Annotated in this window: 18 protein-coding genes; 14 read left to right on the top strand and 4 right to left on the bottom strand. The window is 72.3% G+C overall.

Annotation, left to right across the window (positions count from 1 at the left end; all coding sequences use genetic code 11):
- Positions 1–389: 389 nt before the first annotated feature.
- Genes VSH64_RS19935 through VSH64_RS19885 form a run of 11 tightly spaced genes read left to right on the top strand, consistent with a single transcriptional unit; the run spans position 390 to position 13,337 of the window.
- Positions 390–1,337, top strand: a complete 948-nt coding sequence (locus tag VSH64_RS19935; protein WP_326837143.1) for an ABC transporter permease — start codon at positions 390–392, stop codon at positions 1,335–1,337.
- A 7-nt stretch (positions 1,338–1,344) separates the two neighbouring features.
- Positions 1,345–2,250: an ABC transporter permease gene (locus tag VSH64_RS19930; protein ID WP_326837142.1), complete on the top strand. Its 906-nt coding sequence runs from the start codon at positions 1,345–1,347 to the stop codon at positions 2,248–2,250.
- The gene (locus VSH64_RS19925) at positions 2,247–3,905 is read left to right on the top strand and encodes an ABC transporter ATP-binding protein (protein WP_326837141.1); all 1,659 of its coding nucleotides are present in this window, start codon (positions 2,247–2,249) and stop codon (positions 3,903–3,905) included. The genes VSH64_RS19930 and VSH64_RS19925 overlap by 4 nt, the downstream gene beginning before the upstream one ends.
- 24 nt (positions 3,906–3,929) lie before the next feature.
- Positions 3,930–5,546, top strand: a complete 1,617-nt coding sequence (locus VSH64_RS19920) for an ABC transporter substrate-binding protein (RefSeq protein WP_326837140.1) — start codon at positions 3,930–3,932, stop codon at positions 5,544–5,546.
- A gap of 3 nt (positions 5,547–5,549) precedes the next feature.
- Positions 5,550–6,659: a ketopantoate reductase family protein gene (locus tag VSH64_RS19915; RefSeq protein ID WP_326837139.1), complete on the top strand. Its 1,110-nt coding sequence runs from the start codon at positions 5,550–5,552 to the stop codon at positions 6,657–6,659.
- Positions 6,656–7,846 carry an LLM class flavin-dependent oxidoreductase gene (locus VSH64_RS19910; protein ID WP_326837138.1) on the top strand — a complete coding sequence of 397 codons (1,191 nt, stop codon included), beginning with the start codon at positions 6,656–6,658 and terminating at the stop codon, positions 7,844–7,846. The genes VSH64_RS19915 and VSH64_RS19910 overlap by 4 nt, the downstream gene beginning before the upstream one ends.
- A gap of 8 nt (positions 7,847–7,854) precedes the next feature.
- The gene (locus VSH64_RS19905) at positions 7,855–8,907 is read left to right on the top strand and encodes an amidohydrolase family protein (RefSeq protein WP_326837137.1); all 1,053 of its coding nucleotides are present in this window, start codon (positions 7,855–7,857) and stop codon (positions 8,905–8,907) included.
- Positions 8,904–10,169, top strand: coding sequence for a dipeptidase (locus VSH64_RS19900; RefSeq protein WP_326837136.1), 1,266 nt, complete (start codon positions 8,904–8,906; stop codon positions 10,167–10,169). Before VSH64_RS19905 ends, VSH64_RS19900 begins: the two co-directional genes overlap by 4 nt.
- Positions 10,160–11,380: a M20 metallopeptidase family protein gene (locus VSH64_RS19895; RefSeq protein ID WP_326837135.1), complete on the top strand. Its 1,221-nt coding sequence runs from the start codon at positions 10,160–10,162 to the stop codon at positions 11,378–11,380. The genes VSH64_RS19900 and VSH64_RS19895 overlap by 10 nt, the downstream gene beginning before the upstream one ends.
- The gene (locus VSH64_RS19890; RefSeq protein WP_326837134.1) at positions 11,377–12,597 is read left to right on the top strand and encodes a flavin reductase; all 1,221 of its coding nucleotides are present in this window, start codon (positions 11,377–11,379) and stop codon (positions 12,595–12,597) included. The genes VSH64_RS19895 and VSH64_RS19890 overlap by 4 nt, the downstream gene beginning before the upstream one ends.
- Entirely contained in the window at positions 12,594–13,337 is a 744-nt protein-coding gene (locus VSH64_RS19885) for an SDR family NAD(P)-dependent oxidoreductase (RefSeq protein WP_326837133.1), read from the top strand. The genes VSH64_RS19890 and VSH64_RS19885 overlap by 4 nt, the downstream gene beginning before the upstream one ends.
- On the opposite strand, the gene VSH64_RS19880 is transcribed toward VSH64_RS19885, so the two are convergent.
- The 3 genes from VSH64_RS19880 to VSH64_RS19870 form a co-directional block, all read right to left on the bottom strand.
- A complete protein-coding gene (locus VSH64_RS19880; protein ID WP_326837132.1) occupies positions 13,324–14,289 on the bottom strand; it encodes a MarR family winged helix-turn-helix transcriptional regulator in 966 nt (321 codons plus the stop codon). The two genes, VSH64_RS19885 and VSH64_RS19880, sit on opposite strands and share 14 nt — an antisense overlap.
- Before the next feature lie 163 nt (positions 14,290–14,452).
- The gene (gene mgrA, locus VSH64_RS19875; protein WP_326837131.1) at positions 14,453–15,481 is read right to left on the bottom strand and encodes an L-glyceraldehyde 3-phosphate reductase; all 1,029 of its coding nucleotides are present in this window, start codon (positions 15,479–15,481) and stop codon (positions 14,453–14,455) included.
- 11 nt (positions 15,482–15,492) lie between these two features.
- Positions 15,493–16,110 (bottom strand): maleylpyruvate isomerase family mycothiol-dependent enzyme, encoded by a 618-nt coding sequence (locus VSH64_RS19870; RefSeq protein ID WP_326837130.1) that lies wholly within the window; start codon positions 16,108–16,110, stop codon positions 15,493–15,495.
- A gap of 115 nt (positions 16,111–16,225) precedes the next feature.
- Here VSH64_RS19870 and VSH64_RS19865 point away from each other — a divergent pair, with 115 nt between their 5' ends.
- From VSH64_RS19865 to VSH64_RS19855, 3 genes are read left to right on the top strand one after another with little or no spacing between them, the layout of a single operon-like run.
- The gene (locus VSH64_RS19865; protein WP_326837129.1) at positions 16,226–16,666 is read left to right on the top strand and encodes a MarR family winged helix-turn-helix transcriptional regulator; all 441 of its coding nucleotides are present in this window, start codon (positions 16,226–16,228) and stop codon (positions 16,664–16,666) included.
- A gap of 46 nt (positions 16,667–16,712) precedes the next feature.
- Positions 16,713–17,594, top strand: coding sequence for an AAA family ATPase (locus VSH64_RS19860; RefSeq protein ID WP_326837128.1), 882 nt, complete (start codon positions 16,713–16,715; stop codon positions 17,592–17,594).
- Positions 17,591–18,997 (top strand): vWA domain-containing protein, encoded by a 1,407-nt coding sequence (locus VSH64_RS19855; RefSeq protein ID WP_326837126.1) that lies wholly within the window; start codon positions 17,591–17,593, stop codon positions 18,995–18,997. Before VSH64_RS19860 ends, VSH64_RS19855 begins: the two co-directional genes overlap by 4 nt.
- Here VSH64_RS19855 and add read toward each other — a convergent pair.
- Positions 18,975–19,958, bottom strand: coding sequence for an adenosine deaminase (gene add, locus VSH64_RS19850; RefSeq protein WP_326837124.1), 984 nt, complete (start codon positions 19,956–19,958; stop codon positions 18,975–18,977). The genes VSH64_RS19855 and add overlap by 23 nt on opposite strands.
- Between the last annotated feature and the right edge of the window lie 95 nt (positions 19,959–20,053).

The following is a 20,053-nucleotide window of genomic DNA, read 5'->3' as shown; positions in this document are numbered from 1 at the left end:
GCGAGCATCCCAGAAGGCAAGTCCTGAAAAAGAGGACTTGCCTTCTGATTTTCAGGACTCTATGGTCGACGGAACCTCGCGGCCGACGAGGAGTCCCGCGGTCGCCGTTGTCTGTCCAATCGGCGACGGTTGCCCTCATGCTTGTCGTCCACGTGGTGGAAAATTTTCTCCACAAAGATCAACCGTGTACGAACTACTTGCCGTCATGATTGATCGGCGTCGATTCTTCGCGCCGTCTCGCCATTTGATCTTCACTGCTGGTTGAGCCGTCAACCAGCGGGTATCTCCGAAAATCTTCTGTTTTTACCGCTGACCGGCTTGACTCATCCCGTTTGCTTGCTATCTACTTTGAATACGAACTACTTCTCCGGTTTCCCCTTGGAGTTCCGATGTTGACCTTCGTGGCCCGCAGGTTGGTGCAGGCGGTGCTGGTGGTTTTCGCGGCCTATGTCGTGTCGTTCGTCGTGCTGTTCCTGCTGCCCGGGGACTCCGTGGTGTCGCTCTACGCCGGCGGCGACGCCGGCACGGCGGTGGATCCGGCGCAGCTGGCGCGACTGCGGGCCGAGTTCGGCTTCGACCGCCCGCTCGCCGTGCAGTTCGTGACGCGCCTCGGTGCCGCGTTCACCGGTGACTTCGGGCATTCGCTCAAGACGGGCCGCCCGGTCACCGACCTGATCGCCACCGCGCTGCCGCAGACGCTCACCCTCGTCGGCGTGAGCCTGGTGATCGCCGTGGTCGGTGGCGGCGCCCTCGCGTTGCTGGCGACCTACGCCCGGCGGCCGTGGCTGCGGCAGACCCTGATGGGGTTGCCCTCGATCGGCGTCTCGCTGCCCACGTTCTGGGTCGGCCTGATGCTCGTGCAGATCTTTTCGTTCCAGCTGCGGGCTTTTCCGGCGATCGGCAACGCGGGGTTCGCGAGCCTGGTCCTGCCGGCGATCACGCTCGCGTTGCCCGGCGCGGCGGCGGTTTCGCAGATCCTCGCGAAGAGCCTGCGCCGCACCCTCGCCGAGCCGTACGTGACCACCGCGCTCGCGATGGGTGCCAAGCCGGCGGTGATCCACTTCCGCGACGCACTGCGCAACGCCGCCATTCCCGCGCTGACGATGTCGGGGGTGCTGGTGGCCAACATGATCGGCGGCGCCGTCGTGGTGGAGAGCGTGTTCTCCCGCGCCGGCCTCGGCCAGCTCACCGTCTCCGCGGTGCTCAGCCACGACATCCCGGTCGTGCAGGGCGTGATCGTGCTCGGCGCGGTGATCTTCGTGCTGGTGAGCCTGGCCGTCGACCTCGCGTACCCGGCGATCGACCCGCGGTTGCGGTCCCTCGTGGTGAAAGGCTGAAATCCCGATGACAGACCTGGACCAGACCGTGCTCGCCGGGCCGAGCGGTCCGAACGCCACGGTGACCCTCGAGTCGACCCCGGGCGGTCGCGGAAAGCACCTCGCGACGCAGGTGCTGAAGCGGCCCACCGTGCTCGTGTCGGCGCTGATCCTCCTGGTGGTTCTGCTCGCGGCCGTGTGGCCGTCGTTGTTCGCGGGCACCGACCCGTTCGCCACCTCGCCGAAGGACATCCTGGTGCCACCCGGCAGCCCGGGTTTCCCGATGGGCTCGGACGCGGTCGGCCGCGACCTGTTCAGCCGCGTCGTGCACGGTGCGCGCCCTTCGCTGGAGGCCGCCGGGATGGCGATCCTCGTGTCGTTCCTCGGTGGTGCGCTGCTCGGCCTCCTCGCGGGCTACTTCGGCGGGTTCGTGGACGCCGTGATCATGCGCGTCGTCGACGTGGTCCTGGCGTTTCCCGCGCTGCTGCTCGCGATGGCGATCGTGGCCGTGCTCGGCGCGGGACCGATCAACGTCGCCGCCGCGGTCGGGGTCGTCGGGATCGCCTCGATGGCCCGGGTCATGCGCTCGGAGGTCGTGCGGGTGCGGCGCGAGCTGTTCGTGGAGGCGGCGGGACTGAGCGGCGCGCACTGGTGGACGGTGCTGCTGCGCCACGTGCTGCCCAACTCGCTCGGCCCGATCGTGGTGCTCGCGGCGCTGGAGCTCGGCACCTCGATCCTGTCCATCTCCAGCCTGAGCTTCCTCGGCATGGGTGCGCCGCCACCGTCGCCGGAGTGGGGCGCGCTCATTTCCGACGGCCGCAACTACCTGGTGAGCGCGTGGTGGCTGAGTGCCTTCCCCGGGCTCGTGGTGGCCCTCGTCGTGCTGGCGGCAAACCGCATCGCCCGCGCCCTGGACGGAGAACTGAAGGCATGACGACACCGAAAACCGACCCCACCCACCCGCGCGTCGGGCCGGTGCTCGAGGTCGCCGATCTCGCCGTGACGTACCGGAGCTGGCGCGGGGAGCATCCCGCGGTCCGTGCCGCGTCCCTGGAACTGCGCGCCGGGGAGACGGTGGCCGTGGTCGGGGAGTCCGGCTCGGGCAAGAGCACGCTGGCGCACGCGGTGCTGGGCCTGCTGCCCCCCGGCGGCCGGGTGACCGGCGGCCGGATCCACCTGGGCGGCACCGAGATCACCGACGCGGCCGAGCCCGTGCTGCGCGAGATCCGCGGCCGCCGCATCGGGTTCGTCCCGCAGGATCCGATGACCTCGCTCAACCCGCTGCGCCGGGTCGGCACCCAGGTCGCCGACGCCCTCGTGGTCCACGGCCTGCTCGACCGCAAGGACGCGACCGCGCGCGCCGTGGAACTGCTGGCCGAGGCCGGGCTGCGGGAACCGGCCCTGCGGGCGCGCCAGTACCCGCACGAGCTCTCCGGCGGCATGCGCCAGCGCGTGCTGATCGCGATCGCGTCGGCGTGCCGCCCGGAAGTGCTCATCGCCGACGAGCCGACCAGCGCGCTGGACGTGACCGTGCAGAAGCGCATCCTCGACCGCATCGAGGCGATCAGTGCCGAGACCGGCACCGCGGTCCTCATGATCACCCACGACCTCGGGGTGGCCGCCGACCGCGCCGACCGGATCGTGGTGATGTCCCGGGGCGAGGTCGTGGAGAGCGGGCCGAGCGCGCAGATCCTGAACCGGCCGACCCAGCCGTACACGGCGAAGCTCATCGCCGCCGCGCCCGGCCTCAGCGGCGGCGTTCCGGAGGGCACCCGAGAGTCCGGCGACGAGGACCGGCCACTGGTCCGGGTCGAGGGACTGGTCAAGGAGTTCCGTGTGCGCGAGCCCGGTTTCCGCGGGCGCGGCCTGCGCGCGGTCGACGGCGTGAGCTTCGAGGTCCAGCGCGGTCACGTCGTCGGCATCGTCGGCGAGTCCGGCAGCGGGAAGTCGACGACCGCGCGGCTGGTGATGCGGCTGGAACGCCCGACCGCCGGTCGGATCCTGGTCGACGGCGCGAACATCGCCGACGCGCGCGGCGGCGCCCTGCGGGACCTGCGGCGGCGCATCCAGTTCGTGTACCAGAGCCCGTACGGCTCGTTGAGCCCACGGCTGCCGGTCGGCCGGATCATCGAGGAACCGTTGCGGGAGTTCGGAATCGGCACGCGGCGCGAGCGCCGGGAGCGGGTTCGCGAGCTGCTGGACCTGGTTTCGCTGCCGGCGTCCTACGCCGAGCACCGGCCCGGCGAGCTGTCCGGCGGGCAGCGCCAGCGCGTGGCGATCGCGCGGGCGCTGGCCATCCAGCCGGAGCTGGTGGTGTGCGACGAACCCGTGTCGGCACTGGACGTGTCCGTGCAGGCCCAGATCCTCGAGCTGCTCACCCGGCTGCACGAGGAGCTTTCGCTCAGCCTGCTGTTCATCTCGCACGACCTCGCCGTGGTCCGGCAGCTGTGCCAGGACGTGATCGTGATGCGCGCCGGGCAGGTGGTCGAGGCCGGCCCGACCGCCGAGGTCTTCGACCACCCGGCAACCGACTACACGCGCGAGCTGCTCGCCGCCATTCCGGGGCGCCGGTTCGCCGAGCCCGCCTGACCCCACCCCAGAAAGAGGAAACCCTTGCCCACCAATCCTTCCGCGCGCCGACGCCGGCGCGCCTTCCCGCTGGCCACCGTGGCCGCCGCGGCGGCCAGCGCGGTCGCGCTCACCTCGTGCTCCGCCGGATCCGCCGGGACCACCGCCGGCGCCGCGGGCCCGCCGGTGTCCGGCGGCACCCTCACCATGGCCATCCCGGCCGACGAGGGCTGCGTCGACCCGCAGCAGGTGCTCGGCCGCACCCAGCTGGCGATCGACCGTGCCGTGGTCGACTCCCTGGTGTACCAGGACGCCGGCAAGAACGAGTTCCAGCCGTGGCTGGCCCAGAGCTGGGAGGTTTCGCCCGACAGCACCAGCTACACCTTCCACCTGCGCTCCGGCGTGACCTTCAGCGACGGCAGCCCGCTCACCGCGGACACCGTGAAGGCGAACTTCGACGCGATCGCCGCGCTGGGCCCCAAGGCGCGTTTGGCCTCGACCTACCTGGTCGGGTACCAGGGCACCACGGTCGTGGACACCCTCACGGCGAAGGTGGTGTTCAAGGCTCCGAACGCGGCGTTCCTGCAGGCGGTTTCCACGCCCAGCATGGGCATCATCGCCACCGCGTCGGCGAGCCTGAACCAGCAGCAGCGGTGCCAGCGCGGGCCGATCGGCTCCGGGCCGTACAAGATGACGCGCTACGAGCAGAACCAGGGCCAGACCCTGGCCCGCCGCGCCGGCTACGGCTGGGCGCCGAAGGCGCTGCACCAGGGTGACGGCCGGCTCGACGAGATCGACGTGAAGATCGTGCCGGAGAGCGGCGTGCGCACCGGCAGTCTGGTCAGCGGCCAGACCGACCTCACGATGGAAGTCCAGAAGGCCGATGTGACCACGCTGCAGCGGGCCTCGCTGCCGATCGAAGCGCGCTCGAATCCTGGTCTGCCGCAACAGTTGTTCGTGAACACCAAGGACCCGATCCTGGCCGATCCCGCCGTGCGCAAGGCGTTGCAGTCCGGGTTGAACCGCCAGGAACTGGTCGGCTCCACGCTCACGCAGTACCAGAAGATCGCTTCCGGCGCGTTGTCCAGCACGACGCCCGGCTATCTCGACCTGTCCGACCGGCTGCGCTACAACCCGGACGCGGCGAAGCAGGCCCTCACCGACGCCGGCTGGATGCCCGGCCCGGACGGGATCCGGACGAAGGGCGGGAAGCGGCTCACCGTGTCGCTGCTCTACGGCGCCCAGCTGTACGGCTTCCTGGTGCCGCTGATGGAACTCGCGCAGCAGGAGCTCAAGCAGGTCGGCCTCGAGGTGACCCTGCGGCCACTGCCCGACGCCGACGCGAACGCGGCCTGGATCTCCGGGGACTACCAGCTGCGGATCTCCGGGCTCACCCGCGCCGACCCCGACGCGCTGCGCACCGGACTGGCCAAATTGGACCCCCAGCTCGACACGCTGCTGACGAAGCAGATGGCGACCTCGGACGAGAAGACGCGCATGAGCATCGTCGCCGACGCGCAGCGGCTCGTGATCGACAAGGCCATCGCCATCCCGATCAACGAGCTGAGCCTGCCGCTGGCCCACCAGCCGTCCGTGCACGGCGTGGCCTTCACCGGCGACTCGTTGCTGCTGCTCGACGAGCTCTGGAAGACGGCGGCCTGACCCGTGAACGCCTACACGGTGCTCGGAGCCGGGGCGATCGGCGGCTCGCTCGCCCATCACCTCGGCTCCACCGGCCACCCGGTGGTGGTCGTCGACGTCGACGCCGACCACGTCGAGGCGATCCGGACCCGGGGCCTCACGCTGCTGCAGCCCGACGGAACCAGCGACGTCGTGCGCGTGGCGGCCGCGCACACCCCCGGCGAGGCCGCCGCCCTCGGCCTGCGCCACGAGCGGGTGCTGCTCGCCACCAAAGCCCAGCACGTCGCGGCGGCGGCGGCCTGGCTGGCGCCGTTCCTCGCCGCCGACGGGTTCGCGGTGCTGTGCCAGAACAGCGACACGTTCGACTCCGCCGCCCGGTCGCTCGGCCCCGCGCGAGTGGTGCCCGCGTTCGTGAACTTCGCCGCGGACGTGGTCGAACCCGGCGTGGTGCGGGTCGGCGGGCCGGGGGAGGTGGTCCTCGGCGAGCGCACCGGTGCCGAAAGCACGCGGGTGCGCTCGGTGGTCGCCGACCTGGCCGCGTTCGGGCACGTCACCGCCAGCACCCGGGTGAACGGCTTCCTGTGGGCCAAGCGCGGTATCGCGGCGATCCTGACGACCACGGCCCTGGTCGACGAGCACATCGCGGACGTGATCGACTCCGCGCGGCCGCTGATGGCCGTGATCGCGACCGAGGTGTACCGGATCGCGCGGGCCGAAGGGGTCCGGCCGGAGCCGATCGACGGGATCGTGCCGGAGCACCTGATGACCGACGCCGAGCCCGGGCAACGGGACGAGGCGTTCGACCGGCTCGTGGCCTTCACCCGCGGGATGGCCGGAAAACCGCGCAGCGGCGTGTTCCGCGACCTCGCCGTGCGCCACCGGCCGACCGAGGCCCGGCCCGAGCTCGTGCGGCTGGCCGGCCTCGCCGTGCGCCACGGCCTGACCGCGCCGGCCCTCGTCCGGCTCGCCGCGCTCATCGGCGAGCTCGAACAGGGCACCCGCACCTTCGGGCGGCGCAACCTCGCCGACCTCGCGGCGAGCACCACCTGCGACCTCCGGCCGCCCACGACCGGCAAGCACCCAGCCGGCAAGCACCCCACCGACCCGCTCCCAGTGGAAGGAACACCGACATGACCTCGGCCCTCGCGACCGGACGGCGCACGCCGAAACCGCGCCGCATCGACGACAAGATGCGCTTCGGGCTGATGTGGCCGAACTCCCCGTCGCCGAACGTCACCTCCGTGGAGGTGGCCAAGCGCAACCCGGACGTGCTCGACATCAACTCGCACATCACCTTGGCGCAGACCGCCGAACGGATCGGCGTGGACTTCGTGTTCTTCGCCGACGGCTACACCAACCACGGCCTCGACAACGCCCGCGTCGGGCACGGCGAACCCTGTGTCTCCGCGCCGATCTGGGCCCCCATCGTGATGGCCGCGACCGAGCACCTCGGCGTGGTCACGACCATGCACGCGCGGTACCTGTCGCCGGTGGTGCTGGCGCGCCTCGGGGCCAACCTCGACGTGCTCAGCGGCGGCCGGTGGGGCTGGAACATCGTGCCCGGCGCCAAGGGCTCGGAGGCGAAGCTGTTCGGGCTGTCCGACACGATCGAGCACGACGAGCGCTACCAGGTCGTCGCCGAGACGCTGGAAGCCGTGCGGGCCCTGTGGGGCGCGCGCGGCGAGCCGATCAAGTTCGACGGCAAGTACTACCACCTGGAAGGCATTCCGCGCGGGCCGTACCCCGTGCAGGAGTCGCCGGTGATCTTCAACGCGGGCGTGTCGCCGGCGGGCCAGGAGTTCATCGCGAGCAGCGCGGACTACGCCTTCTTCGCCGTGGTGGACGACCTGGCGAAGGTGACCGCGACCGTCCGGCAGCTCGCTGAGAAGACCGCCGCCCACGGCCGGGACCCGCGTGAGGTGAACCTCGCCGGCTCGACCGGGGTCGTGATCGCCCGCACGAGCGCCGAGGCGGCGGAGAAGTTCGCCTGGATCAAGGACTCGCTGGACATGGACGCGGCCCGCGGCTGGGCTCGCGGGTTCCTCGCCGGCAGCCAGACCTACCAGGCGAACTTCGACCAGGAGCTGGACGAGGCGGCCCGCAAGATCGGCATCGCGGCGGGCAGCCGTGTGCTCGTGGGCACCGCCGCCGACATCGCCGAGCAGCTCATCGAGATCCACCGGGTGACCGGGCTGCGCGGCTTCATGCTGGTGAACCTGTTGTGGGCGCCGGAAGAGGTCGAGCTGCTCGGCGACGTGTTCCCGATCCTGGAGCGCGCCGGCGTGTGGGAGACGCCGGAATCGCGGGGCTGGTCGTGGTGACCGGACCCATGAACCGGTGGAGCGACCGGGAGATCGACGACCGGCTCGACGCGTCGGCTCGCGACGGCCGGTCCGCGTTGCGCGCGATCGACGTGCACAGCCACTACCTGCCACCGTCCTACCGGCGCGCCCTGCACGACGCCGGCATCACGCATCCGGACGGCTACCACGCCGGAGTGCCGCGGTGGTCGGCGCAGGAGCACCTCGAGCAGATGGAGCGGCTGGGCATCGAGACCGCGGTCGTGTCGATCTCGACTCCCGGCGTGGTGCTCGGCGGGGACACCGACCCTCGCCGGGTCGCCGCGGAGGCCAACGACGAGGGGGCCGAGCTCGTGCGCGCCCACCCCGGGCGGTTCGGGTTCTACGCCGCGCTGGCGCTGCCGGACGTCGACGCCGCGCTGCGCGAGATCGACCGCGCGGTCGACACGCTCGGGGCGTGGGGCGTGTCCCTGCTGACCCACACCGACGGGCTCTACCTCGGTGACGACCGGCTGGACACGGTGTTCGCGGAGCTGTCGCGGCGGCAACTGCCGGTGCTCGTGCACCCCACCGCGCCGGCCACGCTCGTGCCCGGGGTGATGGCGGGCTGGTCGCGGTCGATGTACGAGTTCTTCTTCGACACCACGCGCGCGGTCACGAACCTCGTGTTCTCGGGTGTCCTCGAGCGCCATCCCGGGGTGCGCCTGGTCATCCCGCACGCCGGGGCGGCGCTTCCCGCGCTGGCGCAACGGATCGAGCGCAACGTGTGGCGCGCCAACCTGAGCCGGGACGGCGACCAGGAGCGGCTGCCGAGTTTCGTGGGCTCGCTGCGCCGCTGTTACTTCGACCTGGCCGGCAGCGTGCTGCCGTACCAGCTGCCCTCGATCCTGTCCCTGGTGGACGATTCGCGGATCGTGTACGGCAGCGACTTCCCGTACACGAACGCCGGCCTGGGCGCCGAGCTCAACGCCGACCTGCGTACCGCGGAAACGCTGAGCAGTGACCAGAAAGCCGCGTTCCTGCGGCACAACGCCGCCGCGCTGTTCCCGCGGCGGGCCGAAACCCGAGGAGTTCCCGCATGACGCCCACCCGCGGTCACCGGCAGGCCGCCGGCTACCAGGGCTACCGCTCGTTCGGCTACCTGGAACCGGGCGGGGACTACCAGGACTTCGTCTGGACCCCGGAAATCGACCGGCTCCCGCCGTACGACCTGGGGCTCGACGAGCAGCAGGCCCGGCGGGCCGAGCGGCTGCTGCAGGACAACCTCGTGATCAGCCTGCACGACCACCCGCAGGTGTTCCCGCAGGACATGTCGCTCGCGGTGGACTACGGGCGCACCGGCCGGTACCCGGTCGGCTTCGAAGGCCTGTCCTACTCCGGCCTCGACGTGATGTTCGACAACCTCGCCGGCCCCACCGGGTGCATCATGAGCCACTACAGCTGGACCTGGGCCGACGTCGCCTACGACATCGGGCACCGGCTGGCGGACCTCGCGCACCAGGACTACGTGCGCGTGGTGCGCACCGTCGCCGACATCCGCGAGATCCAGGGCAGTGGCCGGCTCGGCTGGGTGCTCGCGCTCGAAGCGGCCAGCATGATCGACAACGACCTGGACCGCCTCGACCTGCTCCACGGCTGGGGCATCCGGCAGATGGGCCTGGTGTACAACGAGAGCAATCTGCTCGGCGGCGGGCTCAAGGAGCACTCCGACGGTGGCCTCACCCGGTTCGGGCACCGCGCGGTGCGCCGGATGAACCAGCTGGGGATCTCGGTCGACCTCTCCCACGCCGGCGACCGCACGTCGATCGACGCGATCGCCGCGTCCGAGCGGCCGGTGATGATCACGCACGCCGGCGCGCGCGGCGTGTGGCCCACCGAACGCATGAAGCCCGATCACGTGCTGCGCGCGCTCGCGGAAGGCGGCGGCCTGCTCGGGATCGAGGCGGCCCCGAACTCCACCATCTCCCCGCGCCACGCCGGGCACACCATCGAGTCCGTGATGCACCACTTCGAGTACTGCGTGGACCTCATGGGCATCGACCACGTCACGCTCGGCCCGGACACGCTCTACGCGGACCACGCGAAGATCCACACCGAGTTCGCCGCGTTGTTCGGCGCCACGGTTTCCGCGCCGGTCCCGGCTTCCGGTCCCGGACCGGACTCGCGGGTCGGCGTCGAGGACGTGCGCGCGCCGAAGGCCGAATACTGCGCGGGCATGGAGAACCCGACCGAATGCTTCCGCAACGCCATCGGCTGGCTGGTCAAACACGGCTACTCCGACGAGGACATCCTCAAGGTGGCCGGCGGCAACACCCTGCGGGTGCTGGAGCAGACGTGGATCTGAGCGCGGTGCTCGCCGACGCGCGCGCGATCGCCCCGTCGCTCGCGCAGCTGCGCCGGGACCTGCACGAGCACCCGGAACTGGGGCTCTTCCTCCCGCGCACGCAGGAGCGGATCCTGCGGGCCCTGGCCGGACTGGACGTGAGGGTCCACTTGGGACGCACGTCTTCGTCTATCGTCGCCGTGCTCGGCGCGGACCGGGACGGTCCGGCGGTGGTGCTGCGGGCCGACATGGACGCGCTCGCGCTGACCGAGTCCGCCGGTGCCGACCCGGTCAGCGCGGTCTCGGGCCGCATGCACGCCTGCGGGCACGACCTGCACTCCGCGATGCTCGCCGGTGCCGCGCGCCTGCTGGCCGCGCGGGCCGGCGAGCTGGCCGGGCGGGTGGTGTTCGTGTGGCAACCCGGCGAGGAAGGCCACGAGGGCATGCAAGCCATGCTCGACGACGGTCTGGCCGAGCTGATCGGTCCCGGCGCCGTCGCGAGCTACGCCTTGCACACGGTGACCGATGTGGTGTCCCACGGCGTGTTCAGCGGGCGCTCCGGCGCTTCGCACGCGTCGAGCGCCACGGTCGAGATCATCGTGCGCGGCCGGGGCGGGCACGCCGCTTTTCCGCACCACACCGCGGATCCGCTGCCCGGCGCGGCCGAGATCGTGCTCGCGTTGCAGACCCGGCTCACCCGCGCGGTGGACGTGTTCGACCCCGCGGTGGTCTCGTTCGGCAGCATCCACGGCGGCACGGCCGCCAACGTGATCCCCGACCACGTGGAGCTGCGGGGGACGGTCCGCACGTTCTCCGCGGCGCAGGCCCGCCGGCTGCCGGAGCTGATCGAGCAGGTCGCGACCGCGGTCGCGGCGGCCCACGGCCTCACGGCCGAGGTCCGCTATGCGCCCGGCTATCCGGCCGTGCTCAACGACGAGCACGAGGTGGGCGTGTTCCGGGAGGCGGTGGAGGAGCTCTTCGGCGCGGACCGGTTCGCGCCCCTGCCCGTGCCGATCCCCGCGGGCGACGACTACGCGCGGCTGCTGGAGCGCGTTCCCGGTGCGTTCTTCCTGCTCGGCGCGGGGCTTGCGGCGGCCGACGGCGAGATCCACCCGAACCATTCGCCGCACGCGGTGTTCGACGACGCTGTGCTCGCCGACGGCGCCGCCGTGCTCGCGGCGGTGTCGGCCCGCCGGCTCGCCGAGGCGGCGGGCGGGGAGGGGCCGAGATGACCGGGGCGTCGAGGGTTTCGGGCCGCGCCGGGGATCCGCGCCACTTCCGCTCGGTGCTCGGGCACTACCCGACCGGGATCGTCGCGGTCACCGCGCTCGTCGACGGGCGGCCCGTCGGCATGATCGCCGGCACGTTCGCCTCGGTCTCGCTCGACCCGCCTCTGGTCTCGTTCATGCCGTCCCGTGATTCGGCGTCGTTCCAGGAACTGCTCGGCTCTTCGCGGTTCTGCGTGAACATCCTCGGCGACCACCAGGAGCACATCTGCCGGGCCTTCGCGGTGAAGGGCGCCACCGACAAGTTCGCCGGCGTGCGCTGGCAGCCGGCCCCGTCCGGTTCGCCGATCCTCGAGAACGTGGTGGCCTGGATCGACTGCGACCGGGAATCGGTGCTCGAGGCCGGTGACCACTACATCGTGCTCGGCCGGGTCCGCGAGCTCGCGACCGGCGAGAACGCGCCCGAGCTCCCGCTCCTGTTCTTCCAAGGCGGGTACGGGAAATTCTCGCCGAGTTCCCGGACCGTGCCGGCGGCGCCGGACCTGCTCGACCAGCTACGGCTGGTCGACTCGGCCCGCCCGCGGATGGAGGCCCTCGCTCGCGAGCTGGGCATGGAGTGCGCGGCGGTCGGCGCGGTCGAGGACACCGTGATCCGGCTGGCGAGCGCGGGCTCACCACCCGACGGGCGGTCGCCGGCCCGCGTCGGGCTCCGGCTGCCGTTCGCGGCCCCGATGGCGCCGCTGCTGGTCGCCTGGGCGGATCCGCGCGAGCAGGAGGACTGGTTCGACCGCGGGCTCGCGCCGGACAACGAGGACGAGCGCGCGCGCCACCGCGCCGCGCTGGCGCGGCTGCGCACCCGCGGCTGGACGGTCAGCCTCTACAACGACGCGTTCCACCGGCTCGACGAGGCGCTGGTGAAGGGGGAATCGCCCACCCCGCCCGAGTTCCGCGACAGCCTGCGCCGCCTCGGCGCCGAGCTGGCCGGGCCGCTCACCTATGAGCACGAGCTCCGGCCCGGCGAGGAGTACCAGGTGCGCAACGTTTCTGCTCCGGTGTTCGACGCGCGCGGTCAGGTCGCGCTCTACCTGTCGCTGTCCGGGTTCCCCGTGAGCGCCACCGGGTCGCGGGTCGTCGAAGTGGTGGAGCGGTTGGTGGAAACGGCCTCCCGGGTCACGGACAGCCTGGTCTGGGCCGGGCGCGAGGAGAGAGGAAACCGACGATGACCAGAAGCTTCGCCGGGCGGGCGGCACTGGTGACGGGAGCGGGCGGGGACATCGGGCGCGCGGTCGCGACGCGGCTCGCCGAGCGCGGTGCGACCGTGTACGTGGCCGACCTGCGGCCGCCGGCCGTCGACGGGCTGATCCCCCTGGCGCTCGACGTCACAGACGCGGGTGCGGTCACCGAGGCGTTCGCCGCCGTCGGGCGGGCCGCGGGTCCGGTGAGCCTGCTGGTCAACGCGGCGGGCGGCCCCGGCCGGCGGCGGACGCCGATCGACGAGGTGAGCGACGAAGACTGGCACCGCGTGGTCTCGCTGAACCTCGACGGCACCTTCCACTGCTGCCGCGAAGCCGTGCGCGGGATGAAGAGCGCGGGCGTGGCCGGCTCGATCGTGAACATCTCCTCCGGCGCCGGGCGCACGTACTCGCGCACCGGGGTGCAGGGCTACGCGGCGGCGAAGGCCGGCGTGATCGGCCTGACCCGGCAGCTGGCCCGCGAAGCAGGCGCCGCGGGAATCCGGGTCAACTGCGTTGCGCCCGGGCTGATCGACGTCGAAGCGCTGCGCGACGAGCTCGGGTCGCTCGGCACCGAGGGGCTGGGACGGCACCTGTCCGGCGTCGCGCTGGGGCGGCTCGGCCGGGCCGAGGACCTCGTCGGGCCGATCCTGTTCTTCCTCGGGGACGAAGCCGGCTACGTGACCGGGCAGACCATCAGCGTCGACGGCGGGTCGATCATGTTGGGCTGACGGCCGCGCCGGCGCGGTGGAAGGTGAGCTGGCGCAGAACGTCGAGCACGCGGTCGCGGTTGTACTCCTCGACCGGTTCGAGCAGGCGCTCGGTCACGACCTCGGCCGGCCCGGCCGTGAGCTTCAGCGTGTCGCGCCCGCGCGGGGTGACCCGCAGGACCTTGCGGCGCCGGTCGTGCTCGTGCGGACGCGGCTTCACCAGGTCGTCGCGCTCCATCCGCGCGACGAGCGCCGCCATCGAGGCCTTGTCCAGCGACAGCGCCTCGCTGAGCTCACCCGGCTCGGCGGCCCCGGCCGCGGACAGCACCGCGACGGCGGCGTGGCTGACCGGGGTCAGCACGGTGCCGATGACCTCGGCCCACAGCGCCGCGTGCTGCTGCAGGCAGATCCGGATCAACCGGCCGAACGCCCAGTTGGTCTCGGCGACGGCGATCCCGTCGGTGCTTTCGGGCAGCGACCGGGTCGAGGCGTCCGGCACCCGCGAGAACGCGATCAGCCGCAGCTGGCGCAGGAACCACGACCGTTCGGCCGGCGAAAGCGGGGCGAGGAACAGCTCGTCGGCCTGGCGCAGGCGTCGGCCGTCGGCCTGCACGAGGTCGACCGCCTCGGCCGAGGCCCGCAGGATCCGGCGCCGGCCGTCGTGCGGGTCCGGTCGCGCGGACACGAGGCCGCGTTGGCGAAGCCGTTTGACCAGGTCGCTCACCGTCGACTGGTCGAGCGCGGCGAGTTCGGACACGGCCCGCTGGTCGATGTCCGGCACCCGCGACAGAGCGAGGAGAACGGCGAACTGCGCCGGCGTGAGGATGCTCGGCGACTCGAGGTTCTTGAACGCCGAGTGCTGCTGGCGGCCGATCCGGATGAGCTGGCCCACGTTGCGTGCCAGCTGCTCGCGGGCGATTTCGCGGACGTTCGGCGCGGAGCCGGTTCCCTGCGGCTCTCCGGACTGGGACACGCCGAAATTATAGAGCGGGCGGGGTCTCGGCGGGGTGCGTGGCGGGGCTTCGCGGGTTCGGGTCGCCCGATCGCGCGCGCCCGGCTCCGGGTTCCGGCGTGCGGGGCCACCGACCGTCCACAGTGGCCGGTGACGTGGAAACGCCACCGGCCACCGGGAAACTTCAGCTGTCGCTGGAGTTCTTCCAGAGGTTGATGTTCGATTCGGTCGCGTAGCGGTCGATCTCGGCGAGCTCCTCGGCGGTGAAGTCGAGGTTGTCGAGCGCGGCGACGTTGTCTTCGAGCTGCTTCACGCTGCTCGCGCCGATCACCAGGGACGTCATGCGCGGGTCGCGCAGGGCCCAGGCGAGGGCGAGCTGCGCCAGCGACTGGCCGCGGCGCCCGGCGATCTCGTTCAGACCGCGGATCTTCGCCAGGCGGTCGTCGGTGATCGTGTTCGGGTCCAGCGACTTGCCCTGCGCCGCGCGGGAGTCGGCGGGCACGCCGTCCAGGTAGCGGTCGGTGAGCAGGCCCTGGGCGAGCGGCGAGAAGGCGATGCAGCCCGCGCCGGCGTCCTCGAGCGTGTCGAGCAGCCGGTCGTCCTCGGTCCAGCGGTTGAACATCGAGTACGACGGCTGGTGGATCAGCAGCGGCGTACCCAGCTCGCGCAGCATCCGGGCGGCCTCGGCGGTGCGCTCGGAGTTGTAGGACGAAATGCCCACGTAGAGCGCCTTGCCCGAGCGCACGGCCCGGTCGAGCGCCCCGACGGTCTCCTCCAGCGGCGTCTCCGGGTCGAACCGGTGCGAGTAGAAGATGTCGACGTAGTCCAGGCCCATGCGGCCCAGCGACTGGTCGAGCGAGGCCAGCAGGTACTTGCGGGAACCCCAGTCGCCGTACGGGCCGGGCCACATGTCGTAGCCGGCCTTGCTGGAGATCACCAGCTCGTCGCGGTAGGGCTTGAAGTCCGTGGCGAGCACCCGGCCGAAGTTCGCCTCGGCCGAGCCGTAGGGCGGGCCGTAGTTGTTGGCCAGGTCGAAGTGGGTGATGCCGAGGTCGAACGCGCGGTGCAGGATCTCGCGCTGAACCTGCAGCGGGCGGTCGTCGCCGAAGTTGTGCCACAGGCCCAGGGAAAGGGCGGGCAGCTTCAGTCCGCTGCGCCCGCAGCGCCGGTAGGGGATCGAGTCGTATCGGCCGGTTGCCGCAACGTAGGTCACGTGCGCAGATGCTAGCTCGCGACGAGCCGCTCGGCTCCCTCGCCGTGCAGCCGCCCCACCGTGGCGCTCCGGCCGGCGGCGAGCATCAGCAGCGCGCTGACCGGTCCTTCGACGAGCGCGCCTTCGCCGCCCGACCAGTCGGTGTCGTCGGCGACCAGGCGCAGTCCGGCGAGCCGACGTCGCGCGTGGAACGGGTAGCCGCGTGCCCACACGCGGTCCAGCGCCCCGACCGCCGCGGCCACCGGCACCGGCCGGTCGAGGCCGAGCGGCAGCGCGATGTCCTGGCCGTGGATCACCACGTCGAGCAGCCGGTCGGGCGGCCCGGTCGTGACCGGGCACCGGCGGGCGCCGACGGTGGCCCGCAGCGCGGCCACCAGCTCGCCGGGCGGCCGGTCCGCGCGCCGGATCGCGGAGTCGCGCAGCATCCGGTCGAACCCGCCGCGGGCGCGGGCCAGCTCCACCAGCACGGTGCCGACGCCGAACGCCGGCGCGAACGTGAGGTGGGCGACCACGTCCCGCACCCGCCAGCCCGGGCACAGCGTGGGCTCGTCCCAGCGCTCGGCGGGCAGGGCCGCCAGCTGGTCGGCCAGCGTGGCGCGTTCGACGTCCACGAGCTGCCAGGTGTCCATGGCCCCTCCTCGCGGTGCAGCCCTCGTGCTACCGGCCTCGTGCGGCCGGACTCGTGCTCCCAAAAACAAAGGTGGCCTTATTATCAGGCTACCTGAAAGAATAAGGAGAGAGCCGATGGCGCACAAGCCCCTGCCACCGCTGCCCGCGCGCAACACCGCGGCCGCGCTGCACCAGGCGTACCTGCGGCTCGCGGCGGCGATCAACGCGGCGACGCACGCGCACGACCCGCGCACCCGCGCCGCCCACGCCACGGTGTTCATCCAGATGGAGCCCGACGGCATCCGGCTCACGCGCCTGGCCGAGAAGGCCGTGATGACGCCGCAGGCGATGGGTGAGCTGGTGGACGACCTCGAACGGCTCGGCTACCTGCGGCGCGTGCCCGACCCGGCCGACCGGCGCGCGAAGCTGATCCTGTTCACCGACCAGGGGGTGGAGGCGCTGGAGGTCGCGTTCGCCGCGATCGGCGACGTCGAGCGGCGCCTGGCCGGGGAGCTGGGGGACGACACCGTGGCGGAGCTCAACCGCACACTCGCGCGGATCGTGGCGACGGACTAGGCCCCGGCCAGTACAGTGCGAGGTGAGCAAACGCTTAGGAGGTCACGTGGGCACCGGGTTCTTCTCCTCCGTCGACGACGTGTCGGCGCAGCTGGCCGAGGTCGGCTACCTCGCCTCGACGGCGGTGGCCACCACCGTGTTCCTCGCCGACCGGCTGGGCAAGCCCCTGCTGGTGGAGGGCCCGGCCGGCGTCGGGAAGACCGAGCTGGCCAAGGCCGTGGCCGCCGTGAGCGGCTCACGGCTCGTGCGCCTGCAGTGCTACGAGGGCATCGACGAGGCCCGCGCGCTGTACGAGTGGAACCACGCCAAGCAGCTGCTGCGCATCACCGCCGGGCGCGACGAGACCTGGGACGAGGCGCGCACCGACATCTTCGGCGAGGAGTTCCTGCTGCGCCGGCCGCTGCTGCAGGCGATCTCCGGCACCGAGAACACCGTGCTGCTGGTCGACGAGACCGACAAGGCCGACGTCGAGGTCGAGGGCCTGCTGCTCGAGGTGCTCGGCGACTTCCAGGTCACCGTGCCCGAGCTGGGCACGATCACGGCCACCCGTGAGCCCTTCGTGGTGCTCACGTCCAACGCCACGCGGGAGCTGTCGGAGGCGTTGCGGCGCCGCTGTCTGTTCCTGCACATCGACTTCCCCGATCCCGAGCTCGAACTGCGGATCGTGACGCTGCGGGTGCCCGGCATCGACGCGGCGCTGGCCGAGTCGGTGGTCCGCGTGATCGCCGCGCTGCGGGCCATGGACCTGCGGAAGCTGCCGTCGGTGGCCGAGACCATCGACTGGGCGCGCACGCTGCTGGAGCTCGGCGCCGGCACGCTCGACGAGCAGATCGTGCGCGAGAGCCTCGGCGTGGTGCTCAAGCACCAGGACGACATCACCAAGGCCGGCGCGGGCCTCAAGCTCGACCAGGTGCTGGACGCGTCGTGACGCCGGGCGCTGGGCAGGCGACCCCGGCGACCGGGGTCACCGACCGGCTCACGGCGTTCGTGCGGGCGCTGCGGGCGCAGGGCATCCCGGCCGGGCCGGCCGAGACCGTCGACGCGGCGGCCGCGCTGGAGGTGCTGGGCTTCGACGACCGTGAGCTCGTGCGCGAGGGCCTGGCCGCCGCGCTGGTGCGCCGCGGTGGGCAGCGGACGGTGTTCGACGCGGCGTTCGACCTGTACTTCCCGGCCGGCGTCGGCGTGCCGGAGCTGGCGCGGGAGGACCGGCCGCGGGATCTCGAGCAGCTGCGCGAAGCGTTGGCGGCCGCGCTGGCCGAGGGCGATCAGCAGGCGCTGGCGCAGCTCGCCGGGGTCGCCGTGGAGATGCTCGGCGGCTACGGCACGGGATCCGGCGCCGGCGGCGGGTTCTCCGCGCACCAGACGCTCGACCGGCTGCAGCCCCAGACGTTGATCGTGCGGATCCTCGCCGCGATCCGGGGTGGCGGCGCCGGCGATGCGGCCGGCGACGAGTTCACCGACCGGCTCACCCGCGACGAGGTGCGCCGCCGCGTGGAGGACTTCCGGGGCCACGTGCGCACGGAGGCCCGTCGCCGCGCGGCCGAAGTGCGGGGCCGCGACCGCGTGGCCAAACACGCGATCGCGCCGGCCGCGGACCGGGTCGACTTCCTCATCGCCAGCCGCGCGCAGCTCACCGAGCTGCGCCGGGCCGTGCAGCCGTTGTCGCGCAAGCTCGCGACCCGCCTCGCCGCACGCCGCAAGAAGACCACGCGCGGGCAGATCGACCTGCGGCGCACGCTGCGGCGATCGCTGTCCACCGGCGGGGTGCCGGTGCGTCCGGCGTTCCGGCACCGGCGGCCCGGCCGGCCCGAGATCGTGCTGCTGTGCGACCTGTCGGGCTCGGTCGCCGGGTTCGCGAACTTCACGATGCTGCTGGTTCAGGCGCTGAGCGACCAGTTCAGCAAGGTGCGCGTGTTCGCGTTCGTGGACAGCACCGACGAGGTCACGCACCTGGTCACCGCCGGCGTCGCCGACCCCGAGCACCTCGGCGCGCGGATCCTCGAAGAGGCGGCCGTGGTGCGCTGGGACGGGCACAGCGACTACGGCGGCGCCCTGCGCGGCTTCACCGGCAAGTGGCTCGACGCCGTCGGCCCGCGCACGTCGGTGCTCATCCTCGGCGACGCGCGCACCAACGGCGGCGACCCCAACCTCGAAGCCCTGCGCGCGATCCGCGACCGCGCCCGGCACGTCTACTGGCTCAACCCCGAGCGCCGCGCCCTGTGGTCCACCGGCGACTCGGCGGCGCTGGCGTACGCGGAGCTGGTCGAGATGCACGAGTGCCGCAACGTGCAGCAGCTGAGCACGCTCGTCACGCGCCTGCTGCCGGTGTGAGCCATTCGGCGATCTCCTTGTGCAGCAAGGTTTTCGTTGCCTCCGGCGCGAACGAAGCGGTGACGGCGGCCGCGGCGAGGTGCGCGAGCGCGGTGTCGTCGTAGCCGAAGGTGTCGCGCGCGGCGGTGAACTCACCGGTGAGCGTGGTGTGCGTGACCGAGGGGACGTCGGTGTTGAGCGTGACGGCGAGGCCGGCCGCCACGAGCCGCGGCAGCGGGTGCTCGGCCGGGCTCGGCACCAGGCCGAGCACGACGTTGGACGTGGGGCACACCTCGAGCGCGACCCCGCGGTCGCGGACCTCGGCCACCAGCTCGGGATCGTCGAGCACCCGGATGCCGTGGCCCAGGCGCTCGGTGCGGCCGACGTCGAGCGCCTCGCGGATGCTCTCCGGGCCCGCGTCCTCGCCGGCGTGGTGCACGAGGTGCAGCCCGGCTTCGGCGGCGCGCGCGAACACGTCGGCGAACGGCGCGAGCGAGTGGCGTTCCTCGCCGGCCATCCCGAGGCCGGTCACCTCGTCGTGGGCCAGGGCCAGCCGCAGCGTCTGCTCGGCGCGGGCCACGGAGCGCCGCCGCGAGTGGTCGAGCAGCACCCGCCATTCGAGGCCGTGGGCCGCGCCCCCTTCGGACAGTCCTTTGAGGACAGCGGCGAGCGGCAGTTCGGGGTCGCCGAGGCGTTCTCCGTGCGACGCGTCCGTGAACGTCACCTCGGCGTAGCGTGTGCCTTGCGCGGCTTCGTCCGCGCAGAACTCCCGGGCGACGCGCTCGAAGTCCTCCGCGGTGCGCAGGCACGCGCGGATCAGGGAGTTGTAGTCGGCGAAGTCGCGGAATCCGCTGAACGACGGCGGCTCGGCGGGCAGGGTGACGCCGTGGGTGTCGGCGAGCTCGCGCAGCGTCGCCGGTCGCACGGTGCTTTCGAGGTGGACGTGCAGGTGGGCCTTCGGGAGGGCCGCCAGGTCGCGCATGAGGGCGATCCTGCCTGCTCACGCCCGGTTCGTCGCGTCGATTTCCGCGCTCGATCCCGGGCCGGCCCGCCCGGTATGTTCCGGTGTGGGGAACT

Source organism: Amycolatopsis rhabdoformis, from assembly GCF_035918295.1.
In the GTDB taxonomy this organism is placed as follows: Bacteria; Actinomycetota; Actinomycetes; order Mycobacteriales; family Pseudonocardiaceae; genus Amycolatopsis; species Amycolatopsis rhabdoformis.
This window is presented reverse-complemented; position numbering and strand designations above follow the sequence as displayed.

What these genes read in the sequence shown, in the direction of transcription:
- VSH64_RS19905 (WP_326837137.1), top strand. Translation starts at nt 7,855, where the DNA reads ATGAACCGGTGGAGCGACCGGGAGATCGACGACCGGCTCGACGCGTCG.
- VSH64_RS19890 (WP_326837134.1), top strand. Translation starts at nt 11,377, where the DNA reads ATGACCGGGGCGTCGAGGGTTTCGGGCCGCGCCGGGGATCCGCGCCAC.
- VSH64_RS19900 (WP_326837136.1), top strand. Translation starts at nt 8,904, where the DNA reads ATGACGCCCACCCGCGGTCACCGGCAGGCCGCCGGCTACCAGGGCTAC.
- add (WP_326837124.1), bottom strand. Translation starts at nt 19,958, where the DNA reads ATGCGCGACCTGGCGGCCCTCCCGAAGGCCCACCTGCACGTCCACCTC.
- VSH64_RS19885 (WP_326837133.1), top strand. Translation starts at nt 12,594, where the DNA reads ATGACCAGAAGCTTCGCCGGGCGGGCGGCACTGGTGACGGGAGCGGGC.
- VSH64_RS19930 (WP_326837142.1), top strand. Translation starts at nt 1,345, where the DNA reads ATGACAGACCTGGACCAGACCGTGCTCGCCGGGCCGAGCGGTCCGAAC.
- VSH64_RS19865 (WP_326837129.1), top strand. Translation starts at nt 16,226, where the DNA reads ATGGCGCACAAGCCCCTGCCACCGCTGCCCGCGCGCAACACCGCGGCC.
- VSH64_RS19935 (WP_326837143.1), top strand. Translation starts at nt 390, where the DNA reads ATGTTGACCTTCGTGGCCCGCAGGTTGGTGCAGGCGGTGCTGGTGGTT.
- VSH64_RS19925 (WP_326837141.1), top strand. Translation starts at nt 2,247, where the DNA reads ATGACGACACCGAAAACCGACCCCACCCACCCGCGCGTCGGGCCGGTG.
- VSH64_RS19870 (WP_326837130.1), bottom strand. Translation starts at nt 16,110, where the DNA reads ATGGACACCTGGCAGCTCGTGGACGTCGAACGCGCCACGCTGGCCGAC.
- VSH64_RS19910 (WP_326837138.1), top strand. Translation starts at nt 6,656, where the DNA reads ATGACCTCGGCCCTCGCGACCGGACGGCGCACGCCGAAACCGCGCCGC.